The sequence below is a fragment of the Magnetococcus sp. PR-3 genome, from assembly GCF_036689865.1.
GTDB lineage: Bacteria > Pseudomonadota > Magnetococcia > Magnetococcales > Magnetococcaceae > Magnetococcus.
Genome location: NZ_JBAHUQ010000020.1, coordinates 62,031 through 75,073, shown reverse-complemented (window position 1 = coordinate 75,073; position 13,043 = coordinate 62,031). Strand labels below are relative to the sequence as shown.

The following is a 13,043-nucleotide window of genomic DNA, read 5'->3' as shown; positions in this document are numbered from 1 at the left end:
GAGCATGTTTATCGCTTTCCTATCTGTTGAAATCACAGTTATCTGTCATGTATAAGCCGCAATATCTACCAACGGCGCTCAAACTTTTTACGGAGCAATACCGCCAGCAGATTCATCAAAACCAAAAAGCCCAATAAGACCAAAGTCGCTGCGGCTGTTTTTTCCACAAAGCCACGCTCAGCACTGTCTGCCCACAGATATATTTGAACAGGCATAACTGTCGCGGCATCTAAAGGACCACTAGGGATATCCACCAAAAAGGCTACCATACCAATCATCAGCAGCGGCGCGGTTTCACCCAACGCTTGAGCCATACCAATGATGGTCCCCGTCAAAATACCCGGCATGGCCAGAGGAACCACATGATGCATCACGACCTGTAAGGGGGACGCACCCAACCCTCGTGCAGCATCCCGTAAGGATGGTGGAACTGCCTTTAGGGCCGCACGTGTTGCAATGATAATGGTTGGCAGGGTCATTAAGGCCAAGGTCAGCCCACCAACAACAGGGGCAGATCGGGGCATATGCATGACATTAAGAAAAACAGCCAAACCTAACAGACCAAAGACAATAGAAGGAACCGCCGCGAGATTGTTAATATTAACTTCAATCAGGTCGGTCCAACGGTTTTTGGAGGCAAACTCTTCAAGATAAACAGCGGTTGCCAAACCAACGGGAAAAGAAGCCAAAAACGTCACCAAAAGTGTTAATCCCGAACCCACTAATGCCCCCAGAATACCGGCTTGTTCAGGATCCTGAGAGCTTCCGTTTGTCCAAAAATCATGATTGAATTTTTTCTCTAATCGTCCTTCATCCTGCAATTGCTCTAGCCAAGCGATGGTGAGATCTTTAATCGGGCGGTCACTCTCCGGCACATCTTTGCTAAAGTACCCTTTGATGTACATATCCACATCATCCGTGGCAACCAGCCATAGCTCACGGGTTGTCCCCATTAACTCTGGCTGGGCAATAACCAGATCACGTAAAACATATTGGGAACTACTACTAAGAAGCGTCTTTTTAAGAACCTTCTTGGCAGACCTTCCCTTTACCTCAGGAAACTGAGCATAAAGACCATTGATATACAGTTTTCGATAGTTCCCCTCACGCAGAGCTTGCGGGTCCCGTTTACCCTCTGGATCAATGAGCTGCTCATCAAAATGAATTTTCATCTTGATTTGGGTCTGTTGAAATGCTGTAAAGCCGTTACCAAGCATGGTGGTTAAAAGCAGAATTAACGCAGCCATCGCCACTAAAATTCCACCCACGCCCATATACTGAAAACGCCTTTCAGCAGCATGACGCTGTTTAAGCAGACCTTGGGTTTTTGGGTCTGAAAAAGATGTACGTTGATCAGTCATATTGCTCTCTGTATTTCTGCACGACGCGCAGGGCGATAAAGTTCAAGAACAAGGTCACCACAAAAAGTGTTAAACCCAACGCAAAGGCAGAAAGGGTTTTAGCACTATCAAACTCCTGATCACCAACCAGCAGCGTAACAATTTGAACCGTCACGGTGGTCATGGCCTCCAAGGGATTGGCAGAGAGTTTGGCAGCAGCACCAGCTGCCATAACTACAATCATGGTCTCACCAATGGCACGGGAGATGGCCAACAAAAGCGCACCGACAATCCCAGGCAGCGCTGCGGGTAATATGACCTGTTTAATGGTCTCAGCCTTGGTCGCACCTAAACCATAAGAACCATCACGGAGCGCTTGAGGGACCGCATTGATGACATCATCAGAGAGAGAAGAGACAAATGGAATGATCATAATGCCCATGACCAAACCTGCTGCCAACGCACTTTCTGAAGCGACATCCAAGCCGATGGAACGACCTGTTTGGGAGAGAAATGGTGCCACCGTCAGTGCGGCAAAAAAGCCATAAACCACCGTTGGAACACCAGCGAGAATTTCCAAGATGGGTTTTATCCAGGCACGAATAAAAGGCGTGGCATACTCTGACATATAGACTGCGGCCAATAGGCCAATGGGAGCAGCTACCAGCATAGCAATCAGGGTCACCATGAGTGTCCCGGCAAAGAGGGGAATCGCTCCAAAGGAACCTGATCCCCCAACTTGGTCCGCACGCAATGCTGTTTGGGGGCTCCAGTGCAAGCCAAACAAAAAATCCTGAACAGGAATTTTGTTAAAAAACATGGTCGCTTCAAAGAGTAGAGAAAGAACAATTCCTACGGTGACCAAGATAGAAAGTGTCGAACTGGAGATTAAAACGAGACGGGCAACATGCTCAACTCGGTTACGCGTACGGTATTGAGGCTCCAGCTTTTTATAGGCATAGTTCATCGCCCCTGTAAGCACGACGAATAAACTGCCAACAAGCACAAATAAACTGGTGCTCTTTAGGCTATTATAATGCTCCGATGCAGACATAACGGCTGCATCCACCCCCCCCATCAGCTGACCACCCCCTGCAAGGATTTTGACCTTATTCATGATAACCATGATCTGGTCATCCATGGTAGGCCCTTCAGGTATGGTGAAGTTGCTCATCACCATGGTTTGAACCAGATCAGGCTCAAAAAGCAGCCAAATAATCAGGATTAATAGACCAGGCAGGGCTGCATACATCCCCACATAGACACCATGGTAGTTCGGCCGCGAATGCAACTCACTAGGGTGTCTACCCTCGATCATGGTATGCGCACGACGGCGCCCCATGATAACCCCAATAAACAGTAGTACGATGATGACGGTTAATGCCGAAAGAATCATGACGGCGTTAGACCTTTCCGTGTGGACAAAGATATACCTATAAAAGCGGGCGTTAACACGTCGCTTTACAACCGATCCATACTGACCCTTCACGCGATAGCAAGAGAGGTCAAAGCATAGAACGGCCAAATCATAGCCACCGAAATGCTGTTTTAAAGGGAGCTTCAATGACAGGAACGTAACAATTACTTCCTGTTTGCGTGATACGACATCCTCGTTACCCCTACTTTGATTGCGGCAGAGCAATCAATCCACCCCAATAATGTATTTATCATGATGAATGATACAAACCTTACTCTTATTTTTAATTATTTCATTATTTTAAGTGATATTTTGTTCGGATTTAGCGAGAGAGGGGATCCTACCTAGTGCGTATTACGGGGAAAAGATATAGAAAGGGCCCTTAAAAGAACGGCCCGTCTTAACGCAAACGGACAGTCCTAGGCGTTGGCTCTTAAAAGATAATCTCTGCGCGTACGGTGTTACCATTCCCCAGATAGGTTAACTTACTGAAGCTCATCATCTTTGACATGGCAATACCTCGACCATGGGTATCAAAAGCACGATCCGGACTGAACTCCAGATACTGCTCCCAGTTAAATCCCTGGCCTTCATCTTCAATCAAAAAGTAGCATTGGGTCTCATCCCGTCCATACTCAATATTGACCTTTTTTTCTTTGTACTCTGGCATTTCTAAACGCGCTTCAACCTCTTCATGCCAGCGACCTTGCAAATTTAACTGACTTTTTTCTTTGTAAGTAATACCCAGATTACCGTGCTCAACGGCATTGATCAAAAGCTCAGAGAGACCAACAACAACCGAAGCGGGGTCAGGACAGAGGTTAGAAAGAAGAGCCGTCAAGTCCACAACGTGATCCAGCGTCTTCAATTCAAACTGACCATGGCGCATTAATTTTAATCCACCAGTGGTCTTACGCACCTCTTCTTGAAGATGTGTATAGGCTCTATGCTCTTCACACGCTGTCGCCACCACAGCCAAAAGAGCTTCTTCATCAAAAGGTTTGGTAATGTAATAATAGGCACCTGCCGCCAAACCCTCACGGACAGCTTCCTCACTGGACTTTGCGGTCTGGAAAATGACCGGTATGCGTTCTAAAAGATCAGACTCTTTCATCTGCCTGAGTACTTCAATACCATCCATACCTGGCATCATACGATCAAGCAGCACCACATCGGCTAACTCTGGATTTTTTGCAAGCCAGTCTAAAGCCTGTTGCCCATCTTCCGCCAAATGTACCGCATATCCATCTTCGTCCAGGAGCTCTTCAATCAACTCCAGGTTCAGCGGATCATCATCCACAGCCAATATGACACCTTTTTCAGACATTCCCCGCCCCCCGCACACAAAAACGATCCGCTATACGCAAAACTCGATTATTCAACACGCTCTATATCATGGGTAACAGGCTCGTCATGACGTCTGTCTGATCCTCTAGGCAGGGCAAAGACAAGACGAGCTCCACCACCATCACGATTCTCAGCATGGATCGTGCCGACATGGTTGGTGGCAATTTCACGACAAATGGCTAGACCTAAACCCGTTCCACCTGCCCCAGTATTTGTTCGTGTGGATTGTGCAAATTTATCAAAAATGGCCTCTAACTCACCGTCAGGAATTCCCATTCCACTATCTTCAACCGTCAACTCAATTCCATGCACCATCTCAGGATCATTGGCCCGACGTCCACCGCGCATCTCTATGTGACGTAGATTAAGTTCGATCAAGCCCTCTTCCGGGGTAAATTTAATGGCATTAGAGAGCAAATTACTCAATAACTGCTGAATACGCATTGAGTCCATCATAACCTGGCCATCTTCCAGCTGAGAACCGCACTTGACCTGTATGTTTTTAGCCTCAATAAGCGGTTGAAACTCCTCACATACATCTAACATTAACTGATTAAGATCATGCCATGCCAGATTAAACTGCATACGACCTGCTTCCAACTTGGAGAGGTCTAATAAATCGTTGAGCAGTAAGAGAAGCCGCTGCCCCCCTTTAAGGATATTTTTGTAATAACGCGTTAGTTTATCGGCCGCCAATTCACCCCGATCCAACCGTTTTACGCCTCTCTCTGCAAAGCCCAAAATCCCATGCAGGGGAGTACGTAACTCATGACCGATATTGGCCAAAAACTCCTGCTTAGCGGCTGCAGCAGCTTCAGCAGCCTCCTCGGCATGTTTACGCTCCACGACACCAGCCATGGTATTGGCCATGGTACGCAGCATGGATATTTCCTGGTCACTGGGTGTGTAGCCTGGTTGTAGATACAGGGTTATAACCCCAACCATTTTTCCACCTTGACCAAGAATTTTAATATGGACATGACCATGCAGCTCCATCCCTTCAAACTGTACATCGTGCCCACTCTCTAGCCGACTATCTGTCGAAATACTTACATCTTCCTTCGCTAAAGCAACACGACCACATAAGCAGCTACCATAAGGTACAGTGGCACATATTTGTGCCACGGGGGTGGATTCAATACCTTGCGAAGCTACCAACTCCAACTGCTTGGCTTTTTCATTGGCAAGCAGGATCACTCCCTTTGGTAGGACATTAAACTCCGGTAGCATTAACAACATCTTAAGCGACTGCTTAAGGATCTCTTCTAACGGCTTGCTCGTCAAAGACAACTTGGTAATATTGAAGATGACCTCTTGAAGCCGCTGACCTTTTTCGACCTCTTCAATCTTTAATCTTAAGGCCCGTTCTGTTTGTTGGTGTAGATCCAAACGCGCTTGGAGCAGAGCTTGATTTTGTAGCGCTGTCTGCTCAATCTCTAAAAGATCAACAACGGTTATACCTACATGTGCCGGATTAAGATTGAACAGTTGAAAATGTAACCGCCTATCTTCAATCAACTGAATAAATTCGGACGTTTCTTTTGTTGACTGCTGCTTCCATTGTTGAACAACGGCATCACGCAAATAGCGATTCCATATCCCCGGTAGAATCTCCTCAGGCTCTTGCGTCTCTTCTCCAATCAAGTGATTGGAAAACAGTTTCTTGAACGCCGGGTTCCATCCTGTCAGGGTCATATGGAGATCCATGCCATGATCGACAAGCTGTACCGTAAGGGTCCCAACAGACATACCATCCAAAAAATCTGAATCAATACCGCCTGCTGGATGGATGGGTACAATCTGATCTGGCATTACATCATGCTCCATAAAGTCGACACCAAAGATTTATGTGTAGATCTGAAGGGATGAACAAGAGATGAATGGGGGGCTGCATGTACTACATTGGGGAGAGCATGCTCAGAGGCATAAAAACAATCTGCGGGTTTAGCTTGAGAAGAGAAGTCAGGGGGACAAGCAACTTCTGTCACTGAGCCATTCCGTAAGGCGAGACAAGGAACGTATGAAGCAGAACCATAATCGGCCAGAGCGGTGAAGCACAGATCCCTCTCACCCATGGCAAAGAAAGACTGCCACACATGAGCCAGGGTGAGCACCACAGCCGTTAACGGCGTAACCATGCGCAAACCTGCTTTAGCTTTTAATAGTAATGGATTCACCTCGACGCCTCTCCTACCCCCCCCAGGGATTGTGTGAGGTTATTTTTCAGCCCATGCCTATCCTTATCACATGGGCTGAAAGCGCATTTTTACAAATCACCTTTACTCAGCAAGCTTTCAAAATAGCGGATCGTATGGGTAAGACCTTCACGCAACTCAATATTGGGCTGCCAATCCAAATGTTGTTTGGCTAAGCTGATATTGGGCTGTCTCTGCTGAGGGTCATCCTGTGGTAAAGGCTTATGTATTAATTGTGACTTCGCGCCTGTTAACTCAAGCACCAGTTCAGCCAACTGCTGAATGGTAAACTCTTTAGGGTTACCAAGGTTAATGGGCCCAGCCACATCATCATCCGTATTCATAAAGCGCACAAAACCCTCGATCAAATCATCCACATAGCAGAAAGATCGGGTTTGCTGCCCTTCACCAAACAACGTAATAGGGTCACCCTTTAAAGCCTGAACAATAAAGTTGGATACCACCCGTCCATCATTGGGGTGCATACGGGGACCATAAGTATTAAAAATTCGTGCGACACGAATACGGAGGTTATGTTGACGGTGGTAATCAAAAAAGAGCGTCTCAGCACACCGCTTACCTTCATCATAACAAGCACGTGGCCCAATGGGGTTTACATTTCCCCAATAGGATTCCACTTGAGGATGTACCGACGGATCGCCATAAACTTCACTGGTTGACGCTTGAAAGATTTTGGCCCCAACCCGTTTAGCCAATCCCAGCATATTGATCGCACCATGAACACTGGTTTTGGTGGTTTGCACCGGATCAACCTGATAGTGAATGGGGGACGCTGGGCAAGCCAAGTTGTAGATTTCATCAACCTCTAAATAAATAGGCAAGGTGATGTCATGGCGAATAAACTCAAACCTTGGATGTTCAGAGATGGGGAGAATGTTATCACGATCACCTGTGAAAAAATTATCCACACAGATCACTTCATGACCTTCATTAAGCAACCGTTCACACAGATGAGACCCCAAAAAACCAGCTCCACCGGTTACTAAGATATGCTTACGTTTATGTCCGCGCACGCGATAACCCCTTTGACCATGAAATACAATTGATGTGCTCGATTACACAACATACGATGCTAATTGATCTTTACCAATCATCTCCATCCAACTCCACGACTTCACCATCATAGAGGTCATCATCTTCATACGGTACAAATTGATCCTTACCAGCTGGACATTCAGGGCACACCCAGTCATCAGGAAGATCCTTAAACTTGGTGCCTGCTGCAATACCCATGCTCGGAATACCTTCGTCCTCATCATAAACATAACTACAGATAGGGCAGTGCCATTTCATTGCCTTCACTCCTTTATGAGTCACGCAGACCCCACAAGACTTAACGACAAGCAGATCCACTTATTGTGCCAACACACATCAAGCTTGTCTATATAGGGCACACGTACCATTTTATAATTCTGCTTTATCACTTTCAAATGCGTGGATCAAACCCTTACGAATCGTCTCTGGCAGCTTGTTATCCAGCTTTTGCAAAAGTGCATCGGCTTCTGCAATGCCTCCACGTCGACTGGCCAACAATAGGGTATAAGCTTGCTTAATTTTATCCGTTACCTCAGCCTCTAGATCAGACTCTTTCAGGTAATGGGCCGCCAAACCATATTGGGCCGTCGGATGCCCCATTCGTGCTGTTTTCTTAAGTAGGCGCATGGCATAACTTCGTTTAGCCTTTGGACCATGGGTTAAATACAGGCGGGCTAAGCGGTATTTACCATCCATATTGCCCGCACGAGCCACGACCCCAAACAGACCTTCAGCACGTTTGAGTGAGGCCGATCCACCTTCACCTTTTTCCAGCATTTCACCCAGTGCTAACTTGGAAGGAACAAATCCTGCCTGGTGCGCTTTTTCAAAGTAACGTCTGGCAACCCGTGCATCCACGCCCACACCAATACCATGCCGGTAGTGGTTACCTAGATTATGCCAAGCTGGCACATGTCCGAGTTTGGCACCACGCTTGTACCACTGCACAGCCTTGTACACATCCCGGTCAACACCATTCCCCTGAAAATAGAGTGTCCCAAGGTTATTGGCTGCTTCCGCAAACCCCTGTCCGGCTGCTTTTTTATACCAAAACACAGCACGACGGGTGTTTGGAGCCACACCAATACCTAGGTGAAGCATATATCCAAGATGAAACTGTGCCTCAGAGCTACCACCCTCGGCACCTTTTTTTAGCCATTGCACCGCTTCGGGATAATTTTGCTTTAAGGGCGTGTTAAAGGTTAAAAGCACCCCCAGTAGAGCCTGGGCATCTGCGCTACCTTGCTCGGCAGCTTCTCGCAGGTATCGCTTACCTAAACTGGCGTTATAGCGCGCACTTTTTTGTGTAAGGTAGATCCTGGCCAATGCTGTTTGAGCCTGCATTAACCCCAATGCACGCGCGTCTTCAAGAAGTTTTAGCGCTTCATCTAAGCTACCAAATTGACGGCTGCGGTAATAGAGCATACCTAAGTTGAAACGTGCGCCTTTATTACCATTTTGAATCGCTTTTCGGTACCAAGCCGCGGCTTCAACTGTATCCGTTTTGCCACCGAGCCCCTGTTCATACAACACACCCAGACTATTTTGTGCATCTGCATTGTTCTGCTTAGCAGCGAAGAGAAAGAGTTTGCGTGCACGTTTAAGGTCTTTTTTTATTCCATGCCCATCACGCAGTAAGACCGCCAAATTGTTTTGTGCAAAAGCATAACCCTGATCAGCAGCCCTGCCATACCAGTAGACAGCCTGTTCAGGGTTCTTATCAACACCATCCCCTTCCAGGTAAAGGGTCCCTAGCCAGTTCTGTGAAACCACATCGCCTTGTTTGGCAGCTTTTTCATACCACATAGCTGCCTTGAAGAGATCTTTCTCCACACCAAGACCTTGGCGAAGTAGATCAGCCAAGTTGCCTTGAGCAGGTGCGTGGTTTAAATCCGCCGCTTTACGGTACCAACGAGCAGCCTCTGAGGCATTGGCACTAACCCCTTCTCCACCCTGGTACAGATCACCTAAAGAGGTTAATGCGTAGACATTTTCTTGCTCTGCCGCATAACGGTACCACTTCATGGCTTGGGCTATATCAATGGGCGTTCCTCGACCATGCCGATAGATATCCCCAAGATGATCCCGTGCTTGGCCATCCCCTTGTTCCGATGCTTTTTCGAACCACTGTCGTGCCTTATGAAAATCACGATCAATCCGATCACCCTGGTAATAGAGCAATGCCAGATTGAATTGAGCGGCCGCTTCCCCTTGCTCCGAAGCCAGGGTGTACCAATAGATAGCCTGCTCCTGATTACGGATAACACCTTGGCCTTGGGCATAGGCCAGCCCTAAGCGGAATTGTGCGTTTGCATCACCATGTTCAGCCGCTTTTTGTAACCAACGGACACCACGACTTTTAGCTTGGGTACTCTGCCCATGGTTTACCAACGATAAACCAGTACGGTAAGCGGCGCGGGGCACACTCGCCCGGTTGGCACTAACCAAAGGCTCCATCACTTCAATCCAGGAGATGGGGAACCGTTCTTGCCATAACATCTGAGCCTGGGGCTTAGCGTCAATGGTTATGACCGGCATTGACGCCGCGCGCTCATACCAATAAGCGACTTTTTTCTTTAAGGGGGATGCATTGGTTTCCGTAAGCTGTTCTTCTAGCCATTGTGCCATTAAAAAAGCGGCAAAGGGTTGGCCAGCGTCCACAGCACGTCGGCAGTGATTTTCTGTTTGAGAGGCAGGGAGTTCAGAAGCGACGACATGTCGCACCCCCAGTAGACATAATGCTGTATGGGCTTCCGGCAGACCAGCAACCACCCCTTTATTGAGGTGTTTTAAGGCCTTGGCCCAATCACTTTTATCCGCAACACCGCGTATCTGCACCATGGCCATGGCCAAGTGCCCGACAGGCTGCCCTGCATCGGCAGCTCGCTTGTACCACTGCTGAGCCTTTTGGCTATCTCGAGCGGTACCACGCCCCCGGAAATAGAGATCGCCTAGTTTAATGGATGCCCAAAGGCTCCCCTGTCCTGCCGCACGGCTGTACCATTGAAAAGCCTCAAAGGGCTGAGCTTTGCCGCCGATACCATAATCCAGATAAAGCCCCATAAAGAATTGAGCACGACGAAAGCCTTGGTTGGCTAGCCGCAGTAGAGTCGTGCGATCGGAAGGGAGTTTGACGCCGTGTGGCCACAGCATCATGCGTGTCCCAGTCTCACGCTGCAGAGCCCTATCAGATGGCGGTGCCGCATGTCCCTGACCAGACAGAAGCACAAGCCCTAGAAGCAGCCCAATCCAAGCCCAACAATCTCTACGTTTATCCATAACTGCGCCTAATTCCATCCCTGGCATGATTCCATACATCCACACCAATCAAGAGAAGATCGGTATATCCTGTTTTATGGCCTTTGGTACCGCTAGTTTAGTCCTCTTATCCACCATTGTAAAAGGCGCTTATACAAGCCGTATTTACTGGTCTCTCCATACCTTAGCCAGGGCATCAATACGTGCCAACTGTGCACGTGACATCCCTTTAATGGAGGCGTCGTAGTTAATTCGCGCCACATCATCACCTTCCCATGCACCTAAACGAAAATGCATAATGGCCCGTCGCCTTGATTCCATATTGTTTGCATCACGCCCAATTAAAAAGCGACCGATGGCATTATGGGCCGCGCCATACCCCTGACGGGCTGCCCGGGTATACCACTTCATACTTTGTTCGCTGCTCTTATCGATACCAAGACCGTTCTCTAACAGATAGCCAACGGCCGTTTGTGCGGGGGCAAACCCCTGTTTGGCCGAACTGACATACCAACCATAAGCACTACCTGCGTTGGCTTTAACACCTTTGCCACGAAAATGCATATGCCCCACATTAAACTGGGCTAGGGCATCACCACGTTTGGCGGCTTCTCCATACCATTTTAGAGCTTTACGAAAGTCAACACGGGTTCCAATACCTTGAGAGTACATATAACCAAGACTGTTCTGTGCCTGAACATGACCTTGCTTCGCCGACTTCTTTAGCCACTTAAAACCATCATCAATACTACGGGCTGACGTTGACTCATCCCGTAAAGACTGCCCCAAGCGGAATTGCGCTTCCGCATCCCCACGTCTTGCCAACCGCATCAACTGAGCCCATGAAAGACCTTCATAGGATTTACCATCCACCGTTACCAGTTTGGGGGTTGGTGTGACCGATGCTTGTTGTGGCGGTTTAACCGATACCTTGGGTTTGAGCGTGGGCGCTGCAGGTTGTGCTGTTGTGACGACCGTCGATTGAACATCTTCCACTGCAACATTAGGTTCTATTTTTTTAGGTGCAGAGCTTTTGACCACATCGTTTAGTGGTGTTTTAGGCAAAGTTGCCATCGGCGGCTTATTCACTCTTGATACGGAAGTATCGGCCTCTTTGACACGCTTCTTTTGTTGCGCCTTGGAGTTGTTCGCCAACGCAGCCTCAAGTTGGGCCCGCGTCATGCGGTTGGGATCTTCTTTTTTTGTTGGCTTCGGCTCAAGCGTGGGTGGTGATTGACGAAAACGGTCGCGCAGGGCCACAGCCCCCCACTCTCCCAAGCGAACAGCCTCTTCAGCCCATGATTCCAAGACAACACGTGAGGGCAAGTTGTCACGTTCAGGACGTGCAATCAATGCCATACGCGAGAGAGGATCCCCAACCGAAGCCCCCAAGATCAACCATTCAACGGCACTTTTTCCGCCAATTTTTCCATCATAAGCCATATCTGCCATTGAAGAGAGCTTGCTTATCGCTAAAGGCTCACCCGCTTTACCACTTTGTATCAACCACTGTTTGGCACTTCCTGCCATCCCCCCCTGCCGCTCCCGGTCTAAAAGCCAAAGGGTATACATAGCTAACCCGTGCCCTCCCCTAGCGGCACGCTCATACCAAACATGAGCCCGTTCAAGATCAGGAGTCTGCTTAATGGGTGGGCGATGAAAATGCTTGCCAATGAGATAAGCGGCATCCCACCGACCTAGCTGATAAGCCTTCTGCCAGTATTCCAGCGCTTTGGTGGTATTTAATTTTTGCCCAACACCATGCCAAGCCAGATGCCCAAGGCGCATAAAAGAGGCTGCTTTCTCTTGATTTTTACTGGACTTAAGGGCGTTTTTATACAGTTTTTGCACAGCCCCCTTTTTTTTAGAAACCGCTCCATCTAAAACAATGCGGTCTCCTTTTAGGAGTGTTGATTCCGCAAAAACAGGCTTTGCGCCGCCCACAAGCAAGCCCACCAGTAAACAAACAGCCAAAAAAGACCGAAGAACAGGAGAAAACGCAGAGATCTCGTCACTGTTTTGACGAAAACAGGTGGCAACAAAAGATAAACGGGGATTTTTGCTTATATATTCCATGATTTCAGTCTTTTACATTTATGGCCCAGCTGTTGCTTTTAATACATCGTCTCGGCAAACAGCTCAGACTCAGTACCCAGCTCAAGGCAGGTGTACTGTTGAAGATTCCTTCGGCTCCCGTGACGAACCGGTCCTGCCAGACTGGTTGAGCCGGAGGACGGTACCTTGGAGTTGCTCCCGACCGAGGTACCTACTTTCGGGTAGGCCGGGCAGGCTTGCCACCTTTTACTATCGCCCGGCCTACCTTTTTTTCCCCACACAGGGACGCAGGTACACCACTCACAGGTATTCACCTGTTGGCAAAATCCAAAGCGACACATTTAGCTGAAGCAGCTTCAGCTAAAAAGCAACATA

Annotated in this window: 8 protein-coding genes and 1 pseudogene; all 9 read right to left on the bottom strand. The window is 48.2% G+C overall.

Features of this window, described 5'->3' with window-relative positions; all coding sequences use genetic code 11:
* Nucleotides 1-65 precede the first annotated feature (65 nt).
* The 9 genes and pseudogenes from pstA to V5T57_RS12535 all read right to left on the bottom strand — a co-directional run bounded on the left by pstA (nt 66) and on the right by V5T57_RS12535 (nt 12,557).
* Nucleotides 66-1,361 carry a phosphate ABC transporter permease PstA gene (gene pstA / locus V5T57_RS12575; protein WP_332891573.1) on the bottom strand — a complete coding sequence of 432 codons (1,296 nt, stop codon included), beginning with the start codon at nt 1,359-1,361 and terminating at the stop codon, nt 66-68.
* Nucleotides 1,354-2,736 carry a phosphate ABC transporter permease subunit PstC gene (pstC, locus tag V5T57_RS12570; protein ID WP_332891572.1) on the bottom strand — a complete coding sequence of 461 codons (1,383 nt, stop codon included), beginning with the start codon at nt 2,734-2,736 and terminating at the stop codon, nt 1,354-1,356. The genes pstA and pstC overlap by 8 nt, the downstream gene beginning before the upstream one ends.
* 454 nt (nt 2,737-3,190) lie before the next feature.
* Nucleotides 3,191-4,084: a response regulator gene (locus tag V5T57_RS12565; protein ID WP_332891571.1), complete on the bottom strand. Its 894-nt coding sequence runs from the start codon at nt 4,082-4,084 to the stop codon at nt 3,191-3,193.
* 47 nt (nt 4,085-4,131) lie between these two features.
* Complete coding sequence (locus tag V5T57_RS12560; RefSeq protein WP_332891570.1) at nt 4,132-5,916, bottom strand: GAF domain-containing sensor histidine kinase; 1,785 nt, start codon at nt 5,914-5,916, stop codon at nt 4,132-4,134.
* Nucleotides 5,916-6,281: a hypothetical protein gene (locus tag V5T57_RS12555; RefSeq protein WP_332891569.1), complete on the bottom strand. Its 366-nt coding sequence runs from the start codon at nt 6,279-6,281 to the stop codon at nt 5,916-5,918. The genes V5T57_RS12560 and V5T57_RS12555 overlap by 1 nt, the downstream gene beginning before the upstream one ends.
* Before the next feature lie 89 nt (nt 6,282-6,370).
* Entirely contained in the window at nt 6,371-7,333 is a 963-nt protein-coding gene (locus V5T57_RS12550; RefSeq protein ID WP_332891568.1) for a UDP-glucuronic acid decarboxylase family protein, read from the bottom strand.
* Nucleotides 7,334-7,457: 124 nt separating this feature from the next.
* Nucleotides 7,458-7,613 (bottom strand): annotated as a pseudogene (locus tag V5T57_RS12545) (rubredoxin); the annotation flags it as partial.
* A 111-nt stretch (nt 7,614-7,724) separates the two neighbouring features.
* Nucleotides 7,725-10,511 (bottom strand): SEL1-like repeat protein, encoded by a 2,787-nt coding sequence (locus V5T57_RS12540; RefSeq protein ID WP_332891566.1) that lies wholly within the window; start codon nt 10,509-10,511, stop codon nt 7,725-7,727.
* A gap of 267 nt (nt 10,512-10,778) precedes the next feature.
* Nucleotides 10,779-12,557: a tetratricopeptide repeat protein gene (locus V5T57_RS12535; RefSeq protein WP_332891565.1), complete on the bottom strand. Its 1,779-nt coding sequence runs from the start codon at nt 12,555-12,557 to the stop codon at nt 10,779-10,781.
* Nucleotides 12,558-13,043 lie beyond the last annotated feature (486 nt).

Bases quoted from the DNA above. Each gene is read 5' to 3' on its own strand.
- V5T57_RS12540 (WP_332891566.1), bottom strand. From the start codon at position 10,511: ATGATGCTGTGGCCACACGGCGTCAAACTCCCTTCCGATCGCACGACT.
- V5T57_RS12560 (WP_332891570.1), bottom strand. From the start codon at position 5,916: ATGCCAGATCAGATTGTACCCATCCATCCAGCAGGCGGTATTGATTCA.
- pstA (WP_332891573.1), bottom strand. From the start codon at position 1,361: ATGACTGATCAACGTACATCTTTTTCAGACCCAAAAACCCAAGGTCTG.
- pstC (WP_332891572.1), bottom strand. From the start codon at position 2,736: ATGATTCTTTCGGCATTAACCGTCATCATCGTACTACTGTTTATTGGG.
- V5T57_RS12565 (WP_332891571.1), bottom strand. From the start codon at position 4,084: ATGTCTGAAAAAGGTGTCATATTGGCTGTGGATGATGATCCGCTGAAC.